The sequence below is a fragment of the Xanthomonas citri pv. mangiferaeindicae genome, from assembly GCA_002240395.1.
Taxonomy (GTDB): Bacteria; Pseudomonadota; Gammaproteobacteria; order Xanthomonadales; family Xanthomonadaceae; genus Luteimonas; species Luteimonas citri_A.
In genome coordinates, this window is the sequence record CP016836.1 from 3701163 (window position 1) to 3719361 (window position 18199).

Below are 18199 nucleotides of genomic sequence, written 5' to 3' on the forward strand. Positions count from 1 at the left end.
CACTTTCTGCGCACCCGCCGTCCTCTGCCCCGTTCATGTCGTACCGCAAGGACGACGATCGCGCCGTGCACAGGTCCCTGTCGCGCCCCGCAGGGTCACCAACCCGCATGCCGTCCAGCCTGCATCGTGCCGGGCCCCTGCGCTAGCATCGGCCCGTCCCGCCTTCCGCATCCCCATGGCCCTCCCCGCTCCCACCCTGCCGATTGCCATCCGCTCCTACGGCGCGGACAGTCAGGTCGATCGCCACGATTTCGCGCAGGTGGTGCTGCCACTCGACGGCCAACTGCACATGGACATCGCCGGGGCCGGGGCCCGGCTCAATCGCAGTCTCGGCGCCTTCGTCGAGGCCGGCGCCCGGCACGACCAGATCAGCGACGCCGCGAACCGCTCGATCATTCTCGACCTGCACGCCGGCGACCTCGACCCACGGATCGCCGATTGTCTGGCGCGTCGGCCCTATGTCGCGCTGGCCCCCGAAGCGCGCAGCCTCGTCGACTACATGGAAGCGCTGACCCTGCGCGGCAGCGTGTCCGCGCATCGCCTCCGGCTGTGGATCCCGCTGTTGCTCGACACCCTGATCGGCGAGCCACCGCGGCCGCGCGCCCGGCTTGCGCCATTGCTGGCGAGAGTCGAGGCACAGCCGGCGCATGCCTGGACCGCCCAGACGATGGCCGCCCAGCTCGGCATGAGCGCCAGTCGTGTGCATGCGCTGTTCCAGCAGGAACTGGGCACCACGCCACGTGCCTGGCTGTCGGCCCTGCGGCTCGGGCGGGCCCGCGACCTGCTCGTGCGCACCGCGCTGCCGATCGCCGAGGTCGCCTACTGCTGCGGTTACGCCGACCAGAGCGCGCTGACCCGCGCGATGCGGCGCGCGGACGGTCAAACGCCCGCGCAACTGCGCCGCCAGACGCGCGGCTGACGGACACGAGTCCCGGCCCAGAACGACGCGAGACCAAGTCAAGACGGCGTTACCGATCGCGCCTATCGTGCCGCGCATGGACACGCTGCACACCCGCCCCCGACACAACACCCTCGCCGGCGTCGCCTGCGGCATCGGCGCAGGCGCGCTGTGGGGCCTGGTCTTCCTGGCCCCGGCACTGGTACGCGACTTCCGGCCGCTGGACCTGACCATCGGCCGCTACCTGTTCTATGGCCTGTTCTCGATCCTGCTGATCGCACCGCACTGGACGCGGCTGGTGGGCCTGCTCGGCCGCAAGGAATGGCGCGGCCTGGTCTGGCTGGCATTCACCGGCAACGTCCTCTACTACCTGCTGCTGGCAAGCGCAGTGCAGTTGGGTGGCATCGCGATGACCTCGTTGGTCATCGGCTTCCTGCCGGTCGCAGTCACCTTGGTCGGCAGCCGCGACCGAGGCGCCGTGCCGTTGCGCCGGCTTGCGCCGTCGCTGTTGTTGGCTGCGGCCGGCGTGCTGTGCATCGGCTGGCAGGCCCTGGCGATGCCGGCGGCGGACACCGTCGGTCGGCAGTTGCTGGGGCTGGCGTGCGGCGTGGGCGCGCTGGCCGCCTGGACGTGCTTTGCGGTGAACAATGCGCGCTGGCTGGCGCGGCTGCAGCACGTCAGCGTCCACGAGTGGAACCTGCTCACCGGCGTGGTCACCTGCGGCTTGACTGCGCTACTGCTGCCACTGGCCTGGGCCCTCCCCGCGTGCCGCACCCGCCCTCGGCCTGGGCCTTGCTGATCGGGGTGTCGGCCGGCGTGGCTTTGCTGGCGTCGATGGTCGGCAACGCATTGTGGAACCGCATGAGTCGGCTGCTGCCGCTGACCCTGGTCGGCCAGATGATCCTGTTCGAGACGCTGTTCGCCCTGCTCTACGGCTTTGTCTGGGAACGCCGCCTGCCCACATTGCTGGAAGCCATCGCGTTCGTGCTGGTGGCGCTGAGCGTGGTCACGTGCCTGGCCGCGCATCGGGCGCCGCCGGCCGCGATCGGCGACGCGCCCGCCCGCTGAGCCGCCGTCAATGCCGGTCGCCGCGCCGCCGTAGGCGCCACGATGCCAGGGCCACCGCAACCGCCCCGATCGCGGCGCCCGGCCACGCGCCCAATGCCAGCGCAGCGCCCAGGCCGGCATACAGCGCCACGCCGCCGAGCATCACATCGACGCGTCGATCGGTCGCCGCCACATCACGGTCGCGCCGCAGCTCGAAACGTACGACCAGCGCGATCAGCGGTGCGACCATCGCCAGGCACAGCGCGATCCAGCCTGCACGTCCGAGCCAGAAGCCCGCCTCGCCGGGCAGTCCGGCATCGATCGGCAATCCCAATCGCTCGCCCAGCCAGGCGGCCGGCAGTTCGGCGAGCTTGTGCCACAGGTACAGCGGCATGCCGAGTGCGCCGAGCACCGCGATCGCCCTGGCCGGCGCACGGCCGCTGAGCACCCGCCGCGCCAGCGGCTCGCACAGCAGCACCAGGCCCACCTGCAGCCACATCACCCCGATCAGCGCCAGCGTGGGCGGCAGCATGTTGTTGCCGGCCAGCGTCACGCCGACCATCGCGACCGGATAGCCGACAGCGATCGCCAGCGCCAGCCAGGCCGCGCCGAGCAGCAGCAGGCCGGCACCGGTCGCCGGGCCGCGGAAGCGCCCGCGCTTCCACGCGATGCCCAACTGCTGCGGAATCAGCCACACCACCAGCATGTTGAGCCAGGCGATGCCGGCCGGCCGCTCGGTCGCCAGCTGACCGAGTGTGCGCAGCGCACCGGCCGATGTCGCCCCGGCGCGGACCATGTCGAGAACGCCGGCCACGAGGACCAGCCCGGCGACCGCGCCCAGGCCCAGGCGCGCATCCAGGCGCAGGCACCACGGCAGCAGCGCCTGCACGCTGAGCAGCATCAACAGGAACCACAGGTGGATCGTCAGCGAGCGGTCGAACACCGCCAGCAGATGACCGCCCGACAGCCAGGCGAGCACCGCGATCGCGGCGAGCACCCCCAGGTAGGTCAGCGTCGGCCGCGCCAGACCCAGCGCCCGGCCCGCCCACCATTGCACCTGCGTGCCCTGCGCCGCCCGCCGGGCCACGCTGTCGGCACTGACCGCCGCCGAGACGAACACGAACAGCGGCACGACCTGCACGATCCAGGTCAGCCAGCCGGCCGCGTCCCAGGCCGCGAGCAGGTGGTCGGTGTCGACCAGCATGCCGTCGGCCATGCGCGGCAAGGTTGCGATCCAGTGCCCGAACACGACCAGCAGCAAGGCGCCAGCGCGCAGCGCGTCGGGGTACGGGTCGCGGGAAGACGGCGTCATTGGCGGCGCAGATCCTGGGCTCGGCACGCCGACGAGCATACCCAGGCACCGCGGCGCGGTGCGTCATGCCGGCCCCGCACCGCCCGCGCGAAGGCAGCCGCTGCCCGGCGCCGGCCACGCCGCCTACAATGCGCGCCCCCCGTCGCCCCCGGAGCCGCATGAACATCGTCGTCGTCGACGCCCTGAAGGCCTACATCGATCCGCTGACGCCCGACGAGCACGAGGCGCTCGAGCGCAGTCTGCTCGCCGAGGGCTGCCGCGATGCGCTGGTGCTGTGGGGCAACGTGCTCGTCGACGGCCACAACCGTTACGGCATCTGCCAGAAGCACGGGATTCCCTTCGAGACCGTGCAGAACACCCGTTTCAAGTCGATGGACGATGTCCATCTGTGGATGATCGAGCAGCACCTGGGCCGGCGCAGCGTGTCGGACTACCAGCGCGGCGTGCTCGCGCTGCGCAAGCGCACGATCCTGGAGGCGCGCCAGCAGGCCCGGCTCGAAGCGCCGCCACCTGCAAACGACGAGGCGGCCACCGCCGCGCCCGAAGACGACGACCGCCCGCCGTGGGACGACACGCCCGTGCCCGCCACCCGCGCCGATCTGGCGCGCGAAGCCAGGCTCAGCGCCAACCAGGTCATGATGATCGAGCGCATCCACGCCCAGGCGACACCCGAGGTGGTCGAAGCGCTGAAGGCCGGCGAGATCTCGATCAGTGCCGCAGCCGCGGTCGCCAGCCTGCCCGAGGACGAGCAACGCAGCGCGGCGCAGGCCGGCAAGGCCGAGCTCAAGCAGGCCGCCAAGCGTGCCCGCGATGCAAAGAAGCGCCCGCGCGCCCCCCGCGAAGGTGAGGATGGCGAGACCGCCGAGGGCGAGACCGCCCCCGACGCGCGCGCATTGCAGCGGCGCGTCGATGCGCTCGAACGCGAGAACGCGCAACTGCGCGCCCAGGTCGAGACACTGCAGGCGCAGTTGCTGCGCCTGCGCGGCTGACCGGCGCGACCGCCGGCTCAGGCGGCCGCGATCGTGCCGGGCAGCGGATGCCCGGCCAGCCGCATCGCGTACAGCGCCGCACCGTGATGCGGCGCGTAACGTGGTGCCCGCAGCTCGAAGCCGACACCGGTGGCCTGCAAGGCCGCCGCCAGCGGCGCCTGCAGCAGCGCCCCCGCACCGAAGGCACCGCCTGAGCAGGTCACGGGCACCTGGGCGTCATCGCCGAATTCGAGCGCGCGGCGCACCGCATCGACGATCGCCGCCAGTTCCTGCCCCGCCCGCTCGAAGATCGCGCGCGCCACCGCGTCGCCCGCCTCAGCTGCTTGGGCGACCTGCAGCGACAACTGCGCGATCCGGTCGCGCGTCAACGCCTGCGCGCCGTACACCCGCGCGCACAGATCGAGGTCGTCGGCGAGATCGAAATGCGCACGCAGGGCTGCATGCAAGGGCCCGCGCGGCAGTCGGCCATCGCTCATGCGCGAGAAGGCATTGAGGCCCTGGATCGCGATCCAGTACGCCGAGCCCTCGTCGGAGAACACCTCACCCCAGCCGCCGGCCCGCGCCTGGCGCCCCTGCCGCTGGCCGTAGGCGATCGAGCCGGTACCCGCGACGATGTTGATGCCGTCCGCGCAGGCCAGCGATCCCGCCCAGCCGCAGACCATGTCGTTGTCGCAGCGATAGCGCCGATGGCCGAGCAGTGCCTCGGGCATCGCATCGAGCTGCGGCGTGGCCGCGGCGTCCTCGCCATGCGCCGGCAGACCGAAGAAGGCATAGGCGATCCCGTCCGGTGTCGCCTGCGCCTGCCGGGTGACCGCGTCGATGCCGTCGGCCAGCAACGCACGCACGCCATCGAGGCCGATCTGCGGGTGATAGGCCGTGCCGCGCTGGACCTCGGCGCGCACGCCGCCTTCGCCATCGAGCAGCACGAAGCGGGTCTTGGTGCCGCCGCCATCGACGCCCAGGTAGTAGGACGCGCCGCTCATGGCACCAGCGGGTACAGGCGCACGCCTTGCACGACCCGGTTCACCGTGCCCTGTGCGTTCGGGCTGTCGGGCCGCACGCCCAGCGCCCGCGAGGCGTGGAAGGCGAACAGTTGCGCCACGGCGACATAGGGCCACAGCAGGTCGAGATCGTGGGTGCGTTCGAGCCCGGTCACGCGCACCGCATCGCGCGCCGGACCATGCGGCGCGGCGGCGGTGACTTCGATCACGCGGGCGGCCACGCCGTCGCTGCGCAGCTCGTTGAGCAGGTCGAGATCGTAGCGCCGGGTCAGCGGGTCGTTGGACACGAACACCACCACCAGCGTGCGCGCGGTGACGAAGGTCTTGGGGCCGTGGCGGAAGCCCATCGGCGATTCGAAGCAGGTCGCGATGGCGCCATTGCTCAGTTCGCCCAGCTTGAGCGCAGCCTCGCGCGCCAGGCCCTTGAACAGCGCGCTGCCGAGATACACCACGCGCTCGAACCCGCACAGCGCCAATTCCTGGGTCAGCCCGCGCGCCTGCTGCAGCACGCCCTCGGTCGCAGCGGCGATCGCGTGCACACGCGTCTCCAATGTGTGCGGCCCGCACAGCGCGGCCAGCGTCGCGAGCATCATGCAACTGAAGCTCGAGGTCATCGCGAAGCTGACATCGTGGGTTTCCGGTGGCAGCAGCAGCGTCATCGACTGCCGCACCGCGACCCGCCCCAGCGCCCCGTCAGCATTGCAGGTCACCACCAGGTGGCGCACCTCGCCGACCAGCGCCTCGGCCAGTTCCACCGCCGCGACGCTCTCGGGGCTGTTGCCCGAGCGCCCGAACGACACCAGCAGCAGCGGGCGATCCGGATCGAGATACAGCTGCGGCGCGCTGACCAGGTCGGTCGTGGGCACCGCATCGACGCGCGCGGCGAGTGTGCGGTCGAGCCACGGCGCCAGGCATTCGCCGATGTAGGCCGAGGTGCCGGCGCCGGTCAGGATCACCCGCGCCGTCGGGTCGCCCGACACCGGCGCGATGAAGGCGGCGAGCGATTCGGCCATCTCGGCGACCAGCGCATGGGTACGCAGGAGCATGCGCGGCTGCTGCTCGATTTCGCGCGCGGTCCACAGCGCGCCGCTGGCGGCCAGGTCGGATTCGGGCAGGCCGAGGTGTTCAGGGCTGGGCATCGGGGACGCAGGCATGGCGGTAGTCGTCGAGGGCGATGGCGATGTGGGCCATCACGAGGGCGGCGGGATCGAGTGATGCGCGGTCGGCACGCAGCGCGCGCAGCGCCTGCGGCAGGTACTGGCCGACCAGCGGCATCGGCGGCGGGCTCTGGCGCAGGTTGGCGAACAACTGCTGGCAGGCCGCCTCGATCGCAGGATCCGGCCAGTAGTAGCGGATGCGATCGCTGAGGCTGTACTGCAGGTCGATAGTCAGTGCATCGCCCTGGGCGTGGTAGTAGCGCTGCCAGTGACCGGGCTGCGCGCGCATCCGGGCCAATGCGGTCTCGCGCAACTGCGCACGCCGGTCCGGGGCGATCCACTCGCGCTCGATCGCATCCAGCGCCCACAGCGCCTCGCGCAGCGCGAAGGTCAGGCCGGGGCCGACCTTGAGGATCGCGAAGTGATCGTGCACCAGCGCGGCCAGTGCATCGGGAGTCTGGTAGTCGGTCGAATGCGCCTCGAACACCAGGCCCGGGACCTGCTCGATCGCGGCGCTGAGCGCGCACGCGGCGGCCGGCACGTAGTCGATGACCTGGTGGTGGTCGAACTCCACGCCCGGCTGCACCACCGAGGCGATCACCCGCGTCCACGCCGCCTGCAGGCCGGCGGCTGCGAATGCATCCCGGTGAGCGTCGATCGTCGCCAGCGCGGCCTCGGGCGCGGTCACCGCCAGGCCCTCGATGGCCTCGGTCGCGCCGCCGGGCACCGGCACTTCGGTGCCGATCACATAGACCGGCGGCTCGCCGCCGGCCTGCGCATAGGCGGCCTCGGCCGCGCGGCACAGCCGCACCGCGCGTTCGACGATCGTCGCCTCGGGCAATGGCACCGGATCGTCGGCGCAGGCCATCGAGCAATCGAGGTGGAGTTTGCGAAAGCCTGCGGCGACGTAGGCGGCGACCATCGTCTCGGCCTTGGCCATCGCCGCCTCGGCGTCGAGCGCGGTCCAGGGATTGGGGCCCAGGTGATCGCCGCCAAGCGCGATGCGCGCCGGGTCCATGCCAACCCGCTCGGCAATGCCGCCAACGAAAGCGACGAAGTCGGCCGGGGTCATGCCGGTGTAGCCGCCGTCCTGGTTGACTTGGTTGCAGGTCGCCTCGACCAGCACCAGCGGCAGGGCGTGACGCTGGGCATGGCGCAGCGCGGCCTCCAGCACCAGGGGATGGGCGCAGCAGATGGAGGTGATGCCGGCGGCGTCGCCACGCCGATGGCGGGCAACCAGCTCGAGCAGAGCGTGCATCGCGGTCCTCGTGTCGTTGGAAAAGGGCGTCAGTCGGCCGGGGTCGGGCGTTCGGGCTCGAGCGCCAGCAGCACCGAGGCGACCAGCGCCATCGCCAGCCCGACCAGCTTCAGCGGGCCCGGCACCACGCCGGCCAGCAGCAGCGACAGCGCGGCGGTGATCAAAGGACCGCCGGCATTGGTCAACGGCGCGACGACGATCGCCTTGCCGTAGCGGAACGCATAGACCAGACACAGCGCGCCGATCGCATTGAGCACCTGGATCGCGGCAACCAGCCACGGCCCCTGCAGGCCGGTAGCGATCGGTTGGCCGAAGTCGGTCATCCGCCAGGCCACCGGCACCAGCGCCAGAGCGCCGATCATCATGTAGAAGAAGATGCTCTCCGCGCGCACGACGGTGTTGGCACGCTTCATGAAGTAGGCCTGCACGCCCCAGGCGAGCATGATCAACAGCGACAGCACGAACCAGCCCACGCCCTCGCCTTCCGCGCTGCCCAGCGACAGATCCAGCAGCGGCAACGCCAGCAGCGCGAGCACCACGCCGACCGCGCCGACCCGCGTGGTGCGCTCGCGCAGCAGCGTGAACGACAGCGCGATCGTGATCACCGGCGACAGCGAGATGATCGGGAAGATGAAGTACGCCGGTCCGCCGGCCAGCGCCTTGAACAGCAGCATCTGCCCACCGGCGCCGAGCAGACCGATCAGCAGCCCGTAGACGATCGCCCGCGGACTGCGGTCCACGCGCCAGCCGTTGCGCCACAGCACGAACAGCGCCGGCGGCACCATCGTCAGCGCCCACACGCAGTAGACCAGCGTTTCGGGAAAGGCGGGGCTGGCGGTCAGGCCCGACAGCGCGCCCCACACGCCCCACAGCACCACCGTGGCCATCGCAAAGCCCAGCCAGGCGCGGCCACCGGGCACCGCTGCGGCGACCGCGCTCATGCCGCGCCGTCCGGCGTGGCCTGCAGCAGCGCGAAGGTCTCGAACGGCACCGAGGCCAAGGTGTCGCTGCGTGCGTCGACCGTGCCAAGCTCAGTCCCGTCGAACAGATTGCGCACCCGGTAGCGGCCCCGGCCGAGCCCACGCAACTGCAGCGGACCGTCCCAGCGCTCGGCGTAGAACGCGTAGTACAGCGCGCCGTCCTTGCCGATGACATGGGTCTCGGGCCGGTCGAAGCCGATGTCGTACAGCGTGCCCAGATAGTCGCCCTTGGGCAGCATGTGCGCGCGATACAGGTCGATCCACTTGCGCCACAAGGCTTCCTTCTCGGCGCCCAGCACCAGCCCGCCCGGCGGCATGTCCAGCTTCGGCTCGGGGATGTCCGCCGGCCATGTGAACTTGGTCGAGATCACCGCACCGATGCCGACGCTGGACGCGAAATCCGCGCCGCCGTCGGCCAGTTCGACGTGATCGCCGGCGTAGCTGCCGCGCTTGCCGATCAATGCCTTGATCGTTTTGCCCTTGTGGCGCACCTGCCACGACGACAGCGGATCGGACGAGGGGTACTGATCGGTTGCCGGCAGGTTGTGGAACGCGAACGCGGTGCCGCAGGGGCACAGCTCGACTACCGCATCGGGGTTGGCCGCGTGCGCGGCATCGTAGATCGCCTGCCAGAATGTCGCGACCGCTTCGCACGATTCCATCGGGTCGGCGTGGTGGTGCGCGGGGTTGTAGCAAGGCGCAACCGCATTGAGATGCTGGCCGTCGAGCTTGAGGCCCTCGAAGCCCCATTCGCCGATGATCTTGGTGACCAGCGCCACGTAGAAATCCACCGTCGGCTGATAGCCCGGGCACTGGGTGAAGGCGTTCCACCAGGTCACGTTCTGGCTGGCGCCATCGCGGTCGAGCAACAGCATGTCGGTGTGGCGGTAAAGGACTTCGCTGCCCGGATCGGCGGCCAGCGGCGCCAGCCACAGCCGCGGGCGCAGGCCCTGGGCCTTGATCGCCTGCACGAAGGCGATCATGTCCGCCTCACCGCGCGGGAACTTGCGCGTGTCGATCTGCCAGTCGCCCTCGTTGGTCTGCCAGCCGTCGTCGAGCACCACCCACTCCAGGCCCAGCTCTTTCACCTTCGGCAAGGTGCCCAGCACTTGTTCGGTGGTGAAGTCGCGCTCATAGCCCCAGGCACACCAGATCGGCGCGAACGCCGAGGCCGGGACCTCCGGCGCCGCGATGCCTTCGTCGGCCATCCAGCGGCTGTAGTGCTGCAGCACGCCGAAGTAGTCGCCGGTATGGACGGCCACAAAGCAGCGGTCGCTCTCCAGCGTCTCGCCCGGTGCCAGCGTGGCGGCGCGCGTGCTTTCGATCGCGATGCGCGCCCCGCCGTCGGCCTCGCGCGCCACCGGCAGATCGAGCAACCGCGGCTTGGGCTCGACATGGCCCACTGCCAGCCCCACGTCGCGGCGCCAGATGTTGGCGACCGGCGTGCCGCCGCCGTAGTCGGAGGAATCCATCGCCAGCGTATTGCGCTGCGCGAAGCCTTCGGTCAGCGGCTGCACCCAGTCGCGACGGTCGGTATGCGTGGCGCCAGAGAAACTCCAGAAGCCGTCACCGGCGTCGGCCATCGCATGCGCCGCGTTGCGCCACCCGGCGATCTCAAGCGGCGTCTGGCCGCCATTGCGGTAGCGCGTGCGCAGCACCGCCAGCCCCGGATGACGCTCGTGGAAGGTCAGCTCCACGGTCTTGTCGATGCCTTCTTCCGAGCGGCCGCGCACGACATGCCGGCGCCCCGGGCCATGACGTCCACTGCGGACCCGCTCCACCCGCTCGTCGACGAATGCGAACTGTTCGATCGCGCGGCCGTCGGCCAGCAACAAGGCCTCGCTGGGGTCGAAGCCGGTGATCGGCTCGCCGCGCGCCAGCACCCGACTGCGCAACGCCGCATCGAATTCGAGCGACAGCAGGCTGTCGTGCGCGATCGCGCGAGCCTGGGCGGCGGTGGCCGGTGAGGCGGCCTGGACCAACGGCAATGCGGCGGCATAGGCCGCGGTGCCGGAGACGAGCTTGAGCACGGTACGACGTCGGACGGGCAGCATGTGCCGGGTTCTCCCTTTCGTTCGGTGTCGCCGAGTCTGCGTCAAAGCAGCCGAAGACCGCAACACATTTGTTTCGTTATGTGATAAAAAAGTTTCGCTATCGAACTGGAGATCGGCATGCCCTTCCCGTCCCGGCTTGCGGCGCTCGTCGCCGCCTGCGTCCTCGGCGCCTGCGCCGCGCCCCGTCCCGACACCGCCTCCACCGCGCCCGTCTATGCGATGGACGACTTCGCCGCCGTCCGCAAGTTCGATGCCCATGTGCATGCCAATGCCGACTCGACGGCGTTCCTCGAGCAGGCGCGCGCCGACGGCTTCGAGCTGCTGTCGATCAATGTCGACTATCCCGCCTTCCCGCCGGTGGAGACCCAGCACGCGATTGCGCTCAAGCAGGCGGCCGCCGATCCCGCGCGGTTCCACTGGGCGGCAACCTTCCGCATGACCGGCTTCGACACCCCCGGTTGGTCGGAGTCGGTCGGCGATGCGTTGGCGGCCGAGGTCGCGCGCGGCGCGCTCGCGGTCAAGATCTGGAAGAACGTCGGCATGGTCGAAACCGACGCGCAGGGCCGGCCGATCATGCTCGACCATCCCGCGCTGTCGCCGATCGCCGAACGCATCCGCGCGCTCGACATTCCGCTGATCGGCCACCAGGGCGAGCCGCACAACTGCTGGCTGCCGCTCGAGCAGATGACCACCGACAACGATCGCGAGTACTTCGGCAACCATCCCGAGTACCACATGTATCTGCATCCCGATCAGCCCGGCTACGAGACCCACATGGCGGTCCGCGACCGCTTCCTGGACGCGCATCCGCAGTTGCGCTTCGTCGGCGCGCACATGGCCAGCCTGGAATGGGATGTCGACCGCCTCGCCGCCTTCCTCGACCGCTATCCCAAAGCCACGGTCGATCTCGCCGCACGCATGGCCCAGGTGCAATATCAGGCCGTGCGCGACCACGACAAGGTGCGCGCGTTCTTCATCGCCTACCAGGACCGCCTGCTCTACGGCACCGATCTCACCCAGGAGCCGGGCACCGACCCCGACGCGTTCCGGCAGGCCGCGCACGCGACCTGGCGCTCAGACTGGATGTTCCTGGCGACCGCGCAGTCCCAGCGCATCGAGACCATCCGCGCCGACGTGCGCGGGCTGGCGCTGCCGCGCGAGGTGATCGACAAGGTGTACTACGCCAACGCGATGCGCGTGTTCGCCCCGCACCGGCGCTGAGCCGCGGGGCGCGGGTCAGGCCAGCAGCAGCTCGAAGCCGAGTTGCCGGCTGGCCTCGCGCACGTCCTCGGGCGCGCCCGAATCGGTGATCAGCGTATGCAGGTCCGCGACCGGCATGATCCGGTGCAGGCAGATGCGCCCGAACTTCGAACTGTCGGTGATCGCCACCACTTTGCGCGCGGCCTCGATCATCTTGCGATTGAGCATCGCCTCGGGCTCGTAGTGGGTCGTGATCCCGCGCTCCAGGTCGAACCCGTCGACCCCGAGAAACACCACATCCACGTGCAGGGCGTCGATCGCATCGACCGTCATGCCGCCGTAGAAGGCCATGTTCTTGCGACGCAGTTCGCCGCCGAGCATGACGATGTCGACGTTGTTCTTGGGCGTCAACGCCGTCAGCACGCCAAAGTCGTTGGTGACCACGGTCACCTGGATGTTGGGCAGCGCTTCGGCCAACTGGATGGCAGTGGTGCCCGAGTCGATCGCGATCGTGTCGCCGGCCTTGATCAGCGTGGCGGCCAGCCGACCGATGCGGCGCTTGGCGTCCAGGCGTTCGCTGCGCTTGACTTCGTAGGCCGGCTCGGCCGCCGGGCCGCCGACCACGCTGCTGTCGATCGCGCCACCGTAGGCCCGCGCCATGACCCCGCGTTCGGCGAGGTAGCGCAGATCCTTGCGGACCGTCTGCACGCTGACCCCGAACAACTCGGCGAGCGAGGCGACCTGCACACTGCCGTGCTGACGCACCAGTTCGCTGATTCGCAACCTGCGCTGGCTGGTATCCCGGCTTCCTGTCATGGACGTTCTCACAATGCGGCGGAGTATGCCCCTTTTCGTTAAATTTCGCCATTGAGCGAACAACGAAACATCGGGCCGACGCGACGATGACCGCAGACGCCTGCGCTGCCGATCCGCAGGGCCGAATCCCCAGGACGTCCGTGCCGGCGCGCGGCGCCGGCGCCTTGCTCAGGCCAACACCGGGCCCAGCAGGCGGAACACGCCTTCGTCGGCATCCAACTCGACCCGGCCGCCCACCGGCACGATGAACTGCTCGCGCACATGCCCGATCATCGCCCCGCGATAGGCCGGGATGCCCAGCGGCCGGACATGGTCCTCGAGGATCTGCGCCAGTGTCAGCGAGCCGTAGCCCGGCCCCGGGTCGCAGTCGGTGCACTGGCCGAAGATCAGGCCCGCGATCCGGTCGAGCGCGCCCATCAGCTTGAGCGTGCTGAGCATGCGGTCGATCCGGTACGGCGCCTCGTCCACGTCCTCCAGGAACAGGATCTTGCCGTCGAAGTCGGGCAGATACGGCGAGCCGGCGAGCGCGCTGAGCACGGTCAGATTGCCGCCCACCAGCACGCCCTGGGCCCGCCCACCCGTGATGGTCGTGGTGCGATTGCGGCGCGGCACCAGTTCGTCGGCGTCGTCCACTGCATTGCGGTAGACCATCGCCTCGCGCGCGAAGAACAGCCGGCGGAACTGGTCGGCATTGAAGCGGTTCCAACTGCCCGTGCCGTTGGGGCCGTGGAACGTCACCAGTCCGGTGCGGGCATGGATTGCGCTGTGCAGCGCGGTGATGTCCGAATAGCCGAGCAGCACCTTGGGGTTGCGCGCGATCGTGTCGTAGTCGAGCAGCGGCAACAGCCGCGCGGCGCCCGAACCGCCCCGCACACAGATGACCGCCCGCACCTGGGGGTCGGCGAACATCGCGTTGAGGTCCCCTGCCCGCTCGGCATCGGTGCCGGCCAGATGGCCGCGTCGGCCAGCGAAATGCGCGCCGGTCTTGACCTGGAAGCCCAGCGCGCGCATCACCTCCTGCGCCAGTTCGAGATCAAACGGCTCATCGACCGGCGACGACGGACTGATCAGCCCGACGGTGTCGCCGGGCCGCAGGGCCGGGGCAAGCAGCGCGCCGGGCGAGGCGGCCTGCGCCTGGGCGAGCGCGCCCAGCGGCAGCGTGGACGCCAGCGCCGCCAGTGCGGCATGGGAGAGGAACTGTCGCCGGTGCATGTCGCGCCTGTCGCTCGGGGGTCGCCGCAGACTAGCAACCGCGACGCTCGACACCAATCCCCGCCGATCGCTCAGGGCAGGACCGCCGCGCGCGCCAGCTCCGAAGTGAACGCCTGCGCGGTCATCGGCCGCCCGAACAGATAGCCTTGGGCCTGCGTGCACTGGTTGGCGGCGAGAAAATCGAGTTGCGCCTTCGTCTCCACGCCCTCGGCGATGACCTCCAGCCCGAAACTGCGGCCGAGATAAATCACCGCGCGGACAATGGCCGCGTCCTCGGGATCGCTGATGACGTCGCGGATGAACGAGCGGTCGATCTTCAGCCGGCTCACCGGGAACCGCTTGAGCAGGCTCAGCGAGGCGAAGCCGGTGCCGTAGTCGTCGAACGCCAGGCCCACCCCCATCGCACGCAGCGCCTGCAGTACCTGCAGCAAGGCGCCGTCGTGGCGAATCATCGTGTTCTCCAGCAGTTCCAGCTCCAGCCCCTCGGGCGGCAAGCCGGTCTCGCCCAGCACGCGCTCGACGACGTTGCGCAACTGCGCCGATCGCACCTGCGCCTCGAACAGATTCACGCCGATCCGGAACCCCGGCACCCGCTCGCGCCAACCGCGCGCCTGGGCGCAGGCGGTGCGCATGATCCACTCGCCGACCGCGGGCGCGATCGGCTTCTGCGCCAGCACGTCGATGAACGAGACCGGCGACAGCAGGCCGCGCGTGGGATGCTGCCAGCGCAGCAGCGCCTCGGCGCCGCGGATCCGCCCGTCGCGCAGGTCGATCTGCGGTTGATAGAGCAGCACGAACTGGTCCTGCTCGAACGCACGCCGCAACTCGCGCTCGAATTCGCGGCGCGCCACCGCGACCTCGCGAAAGGCCCGCTCGAATACCACATAGCGCCCCTTGCCTGCTGCCTTGGCGCGATACAACGCCAGGTCCGCCGCGCCCAGCAGATCCTCGGCGCGGGCACCATGCGCGGGATACAGCGCGATCCCGACGCTGGCGCCGATCTCGAACGCATGCCCCGGCAGGTCGTAGGGGCGCGACAACGCGCGCACCAGCGCGCCGGCAACGGCGCCCGCGCCACGGCGGTCATCGCCGGTCAGCAGCAGCACGAATTCGTCGCCGCCCAACCGCGCGATCATCCGCGCATCCGGGCATTCGGCCTTCAAGCGCGCCGCGACGATCTTGAGCACCTGGTCGCCGGCCGAATGGCCCAGGGTGTCGTTGACCTCCTTGAAGCCGTCCAGGTCCAGCAGCAGCACCGACACCGGCGTGCCCTGCTCGAGCGTGTCCTGGATGCAGGCGCGCCAGGCGGCTCGATTGGGCAACTCGGTCAACGCATCGAGCGAGGCCAGCCGATAGAGCCGGTCCTCGTTGCGGCGCCGCTCGGTGATGTCGCGCACGATCGCGCCCACGCTCGTCGCGCGCCCTTCCCGCCAAGACGACAGCGAGATCTCGGCCGGAAACTCGCTGCCGTCCCGGCGCAGGCCCGAACGCACGATCGTCTGACCAGCGGCCGACATCGCCGCGCCCTCGCGCAGCCGGGCAAGATCCTCGAAGTACGCAGCGCGCCAGCTGTCGGGCACGACCAGACTGCCGCAGCGGCCGGTCACCTCCTCGGCCGTGTAGCCGAACAGCCGCTCGGCGGCATGGTTCCAGAACGTGATCGCGCCGACGTCGGTCGTGCAGATGATGGCATCGGGCGAAGTGACTGCGATGTTCTCGAACCGCGCCTGGCCGACCGTCCGCACATGCGCCAACCGCAACAGTTCCATGCGATCCATCACCAGCTCGGCGAGGTCCGACAGGTTGTCCCGTTCCGACTGACTGAACGTCGCACGCGGCTGCGTATCGATCAGGCACACCGTCCCCAAGCGCTGCCCCCGGGCGTGACCAGGGGCTTGCCGGCATAGAAACGGATGAACGGCGGCCCGAGCACCAAGGGGTTCGCGGCAAAGCGCGGGTCCTCCAGTGCATCGGGGACGACCATCACCTCATCGCTGAGGATCGCATGCGCGCAGAACGACACATCGCGAGCGGTCTCGCACACGTCCAGGCCGACGCGCGCCTTGAACACCTGACGGTCGCTGGCCACCAGCGAGATCAGTGCAATCGGCACCGAGAACAGTCGCGAGGCCAGTTGCACCAGCCGGTCGAACTCCAGCTCGGGGGGCGACTCGAGCACGTGGTACTCCGCCAGCGTACTGGCCCGCAGCGCTTCGTCGGACGGAATCGGAAACGGAACGGGCCCCATCGGCGTGCACCTTGTCGATTGGCGGCCAGATTAGCGTGTTCCGGGCCGACGTACGGTGATTGCGACGCCGCCGGCCGGCTCCGGAACGCCGGCCTTTGCACACCTCCCCCGCATCGCGGGGGAGGTCGGCGCGTACCGCGCGCCGGGTGGGGGCAGCGAATTTTGCACGCCCTCACCCGGCCGTCTGACTCGGCACTCACGGCGCAAGGTGATATTCGCCGCATGCCCGAGGGCTTGCACACCTCCCCCGCATCGCGGGAGAGGTCGGCGCGCACTGCGCCGGGTGGGGGCAGCGAGTTTTGCACGCCCCCGCCCCGCCGCCTGACCCGGCACTCACGGCGCAACGCGATACTCGCCGCATGCCCGAGGGTCCATCGATCGTCATCCTTCGCGAAGCGGCCGCGCAATTCGCCGGTCGCAAGGTGCTGCATGTGACAGGCAACAGCACGCAGGACATCCAGCGACTGCGCAACCGCACACTGATCGCCGTGCGCAGCTGGGGCAAGCACCTGCTGCTGCAATTCCAGGGCTTCAGCGTGCGCATCCATTTCCTGTTGTTCGGCAGCTATCGCATCGACGAGAGCAAGGACGCACCGGTCAGGCTGGGCCTGGGCTTCAACAAGGGCCAATGCCTGAACTTCTATGCCTGCTCGGTGCGCTTCATCGAAGACGACCTCGACGCCGTGTACGACTGGAGCGCCGACGTCATGAGCGATGCCTGGGACGCAGCCGCGGCGCGCCGCAAGTTGCGCGCAAGGCCGCAGGCGCTGGCGGCCGACGTGCTGCTCGACCAGGACGTGTTCGCCGGGGTCGGCAACATCATCAAGAACGAAGTCCTGCACCGGATCCGCGTGCACCCCGAAAGCCGGATCGGCGCCCTGCCGGCGCGCAAGCTGTCGGAGCTGGTGACCCAGGCGCGCACCTACAGCTTCGACTTCTACCGCTGGAAGCAGGCCTTCGAACTGCGCAAGCACTACCAGGTGCACACCAAGCGCAGCTGCCCGCGCGATGGCACACCACTGCAGTACCGCAAGCACCTGGGTGCCGCACAACGGCGCGCCTTCTGGTGCGACACCTGCCAGCGGCTGTACGGCGACCCGCCGGCGGCAGCCGAGCCACGACCCCGTCGCGTCGCCAAACGCGCCCCCCGACGCGCCCGCTGAGCTCAGGCGGTGGCGACCCAGCCGCGAAACGAGAACGCCGCGTAGAACAGCGCGACAGCGTCGAAGCCGGCTTCGCGCAGCAACGCCTCTTCATCCTCAGGCGCCAGCCACGGCAGACGCGCCGCCATCGTGCGCCCTGTCGCGATCGCGGCCTCAGGCGCCCTGCCTGCACGGTCGGCAAACGCGGCCGACCGCGCCAGCCAACGCGCCGCGTCATCGGCCGGCGGCGCATGGTGGGCCACCACCAGTCGCGCGCCACGCCGCAAGCGGCCATGGATCTGACGCAGCGTCCGCAAGCGCGACGCCCGGTCGAGAAAATGCAAGGTCAACAGACAGGTCGCGGCATCGAACGGTCCTGCGGGCGCCTGCTCGACCGTGCCTGGCAGCAGCGTCACGCGATCGGCGAACGGCACGACGGCCCGCCGCGCGAGATCCAGCATCGGACGCGAGGGATCGACGCCGGTGAAGTGCCAGCCTGGTTGCGCCTCGGCCATCGCCGCCAGTTCCAGCCCACCGCCGGCGCCGACGACCAGCACCTGCGCCTTCGCCGGCGCGCCCTCGGCCAACAGCAGTGTGGTCATGCGATGCAGGTCGGCCAGGCCCGGGACCTTGGTCGGCGTCGTCGCGGCGTAAGACGCAACGGCCGTGGGATCGTCGAATGGGGAGGCGTCGAGGCGTGTCATGCGTGCTGTACCGGGCGGTGGAGCTTGCGATCGGGCGCCATGGGCATCCGGTGTGGGAGCGGGCGTGGGAGGGTGCTTATTTGTATCATCAAAAGATACATTGAGAGAGGTGCAGCGTCACCGTGGCCGCCCCCTGTGACCCACTTGGCGACGCACCTGGACCCGCTGAGGCGTGGCGGGC

12 protein-coding genes and 3 pseudogenes are annotated in these 18199 nt (G+C 70.0%); 5 read left to right on the forward strand and 10 right to left on the reverse strand.

The window, feature by feature from the left end:
• Positions 1–169: 169 nt before the first annotated feature.
• Together BEN78_16150 and BEN78_16155 are read left to right on the forward strand one after the other, a co-directional pair.
• Positions 170–919, forward strand: a complete 750-nt coding sequence (locus tag BEN78_16150; protein ID ASR45199.1) for a transcriptional regulator — start codon at positions 170–172, stop codon at positions 917–919.
• Between the two features lie 76 nt (positions 920–995).
• A pseudogene (locus BEN78_16155) lies at positions 996–1966 on the forward strand (multidrug DMT transporter permease).
• 7 nt (positions 1967–1973) lie between these two features.
• On the opposite strand, the gene BEN78_16160 reads toward BEN78_16155, so the two are convergent.
• A complete protein-coding gene (locus BEN78_16160; protein ASR44670.1) occupies positions 1974–3257 on the reverse strand; it encodes a hypothetical protein in 1284 nt (427 codons plus the stop codon).
• A gap of 158 nt (positions 3258–3415) precedes the next feature.
• On the opposite strand from BEN78_16160, the gene BEN78_16165 reads away from it, so the two are divergent.
• Positions 3416–4246, forward strand: coding sequence for a plasmid replication/partition related protein (locus tag BEN78_16165; protein ASR44671.1), 831 nt, complete (start codon positions 3416–3418; stop codon positions 4244–4246).
• A gap of 17 nt (positions 4247–4263) precedes the next feature.
• Here the strand turns inward: BEN78_16165 and BEN78_16170 are convergent, their stop codons facing one another.
• From BEN78_16170 to BEN78_16190, 5 genes are read right to left on the reverse strand one after another with little or no spacing between them, the layout of a single operon-like run.
• Complete coding sequence (locus BEN78_16170) at positions 4264–5229, reverse strand: N-acetylglucosamine kinase (protein ID ASR44672.1); 966 nt, start codon at positions 5227–5229, stop codon at positions 4264–4266.
• Positions 5226–6386, reverse strand: coding sequence for a sugar isomerase (locus BEN78_16175; protein ASR44673.1), 1161 nt, complete (start codon positions 6384–6386; stop codon positions 5226–5228). Before BEN78_16175 ends, BEN78_16170 begins: the two co-directional genes overlap by 4 nt.
• Positions 6373–7662, reverse strand: coding sequence for a D-tagatose-bisphosphate aldolase, class II, non-catalytic subunit (locus BEN78_16180; protein ID ASR44674.1), 1290 nt, complete (start codon positions 7660–7662; stop codon positions 6373–6375). Before BEN78_16180 ends, BEN78_16175 begins: the two co-directional genes overlap by 14 nt.
• A 29-nt stretch (positions 7663–7691) precedes the next feature.
• Positions 7692–8603, reverse strand: coding sequence for an EamA-like transporter family protein (locus tag BEN78_16185; protein ASR44675.1), 912 nt, complete (start codon positions 8601–8603; stop codon positions 7692–7694).
• Positions 8600–10696, reverse strand: a complete 2097-nt coding sequence (locus BEN78_16190) for a glycoside hydrolase (protein ID ASR44676.1) — start codon at positions 10694–10696, stop codon at positions 8600–8602. The genes BEN78_16185 and BEN78_16190 overlap by 4 nt, the downstream gene beginning before the upstream one ends.
• A 117-nt stretch (positions 10697–10813) precedes the next feature.
• Here BEN78_16190 and BEN78_16195 point away from each other — a divergent pair, with 117 nt between their 5' ends.
• Positions 10814–11917 carry an amidohydrolase gene (locus tag BEN78_16195; GenBank protein ID ASR44677.1) on the forward strand — a complete coding sequence of 368 codons (1104 nt, stop codon included), beginning with the start codon at positions 10814–10816 and terminating at the stop codon, positions 11915–11917.
• 15 nt (positions 11918–11932) lie between these two features.
• Here BEN78_16195 and BEN78_16200 read toward each other — a convergent pair whose 3' ends face one another.
• The 3 genes and pseudogenes from BEN78_16200 to BEN78_16210 all read right to left on the reverse strand — a co-directional run bounded on the left by BEN78_16200 (position 11933) and on the right by BEN78_16210 (position 16172).
• Positions 11933–12712 carry a DeoR family transcriptional regulator gene (locus tag BEN78_16200; protein ID ASR44678.1) on the reverse strand — a complete coding sequence of 260 codons (780 nt, stop codon included), beginning with the start codon at positions 12710–12712 and terminating at the stop codon, positions 11933–11935.
• Positions 12713–12880: 168 nt separating this feature from the next.
• Positions 12881–13924, reverse strand: coding sequence for an LD-carboxypeptidase (locus BEN78_16205; GenBank protein ID ASR44679.1), 1044 nt, complete (start codon positions 13922–13924; stop codon positions 12881–12883).
• Positions 13925–13995: 71 nt separating this feature from the next.
• Positions 13996–16172: pseudogene (locus BEN78_16210) on the reverse strand (diguanylate cyclase).
• Positions 16173–16531: 359 nt separating this feature from the next.
• On the opposite strand from BEN78_16210, the pseudogene BEN78_16215 reads away from it, so the two are divergent.
• Positions 16532–17263: pseudogene (locus tag BEN78_16215) on the forward strand (endonuclease).
• 74 nt (positions 17264–17337) lie between these two features.
• On the opposite strand, the gene BEN78_16220 reads toward BEN78_16215, so the two are convergent.
• Positions 17338–18018 carry a methyltransferase gene (locus BEN78_16220; protein ASR44680.1) on the reverse strand — a complete coding sequence of 227 codons (681 nt, stop codon included), beginning with the start codon at positions 18016–18018 and terminating at the stop codon, positions 17338–17340.
• Between the last annotated feature and the right edge of the window lie 181 nt (positions 18019–18199).

What these genes read in the sequence shown, in the direction of transcription:
- BEN78_16160 (ASR44670.1), bottom strand. Translation starts at nt 3,257, where the DNA reads ATGACGCCGTCTTCCCGCGACCCGTACCCCGACGCGCTGCGCGCTGGC.
- BEN78_16165 (ASR44671.1), top strand. Translation starts at nt 3,416, where the DNA reads ATGAACATCGTCGTCGTCGACGCCCTGAAGGCCTACATCGATCCGCTG.
- BEN78_16170 (ASR44672.1), bottom strand. Translation starts at nt 5,229, where the DNA reads ATGAGCGGCGCGTCCTACTACCTGGGCGTCGATGGCGGCGGCACCAAG.
- BEN78_16175 (ASR44673.1), bottom strand. Translation starts at nt 6,386, where the DNA reads ATGCCCAGCCCTGAACACCTCGGCCTGCCCGAATCCGACCTGGCCGCC.
- BEN78_16180 (ASR44674.1), bottom strand. Translation starts at nt 7,662, where the DNA reads ATGCACGCTCTGCTCGAGCTGGTTGCCCGCCATCGGCGTGGCGACGCC.
- BEN78_16185 (ASR44675.1), bottom strand. Translation starts at nt 8,603, where the DNA reads ATGAGCGCGGTCGCCGCAGCGGTGCCCGGTGGCCGCGCCTGGCTGGGC.
- BEN78_16190 (ASR44676.1), bottom strand. Translation starts at nt 10,696, where the DNA reads ATGCTGCCCGTCCGACGTCGTACCGTGCTCAAGCTCGTCTCCGGCACC.
- BEN78_16195 (ASR44677.1), top strand. Translation starts at nt 10,814, where the DNA reads ATGCCCTTCCCGTCCCGGCTTGCGGCGCTCGTCGCCGCCTGCGTCCTC.
- BEN78_16200 (ASR44678.1), bottom strand. Translation starts at nt 12,712, where the DNA reads ATGACAGGAAGCCGGGATACCAGCCAGCGCAGGTTGCGAATCAGCGAA.
- BEN78_16205 (ASR44679.1), bottom strand. Translation starts at nt 13,924, where the DNA reads ATGCACCGGCGACAGTTCCTCTCCCATGCCGCACTGGCGGCGCTGGCG.
- BEN78_16220 (ASR44680.1), bottom strand. Translation starts at nt 18,018, where the DNA reads ATGACACGCCTCGACGCCTCCCCATTCGACGATCCCACGGCCGTTGCG.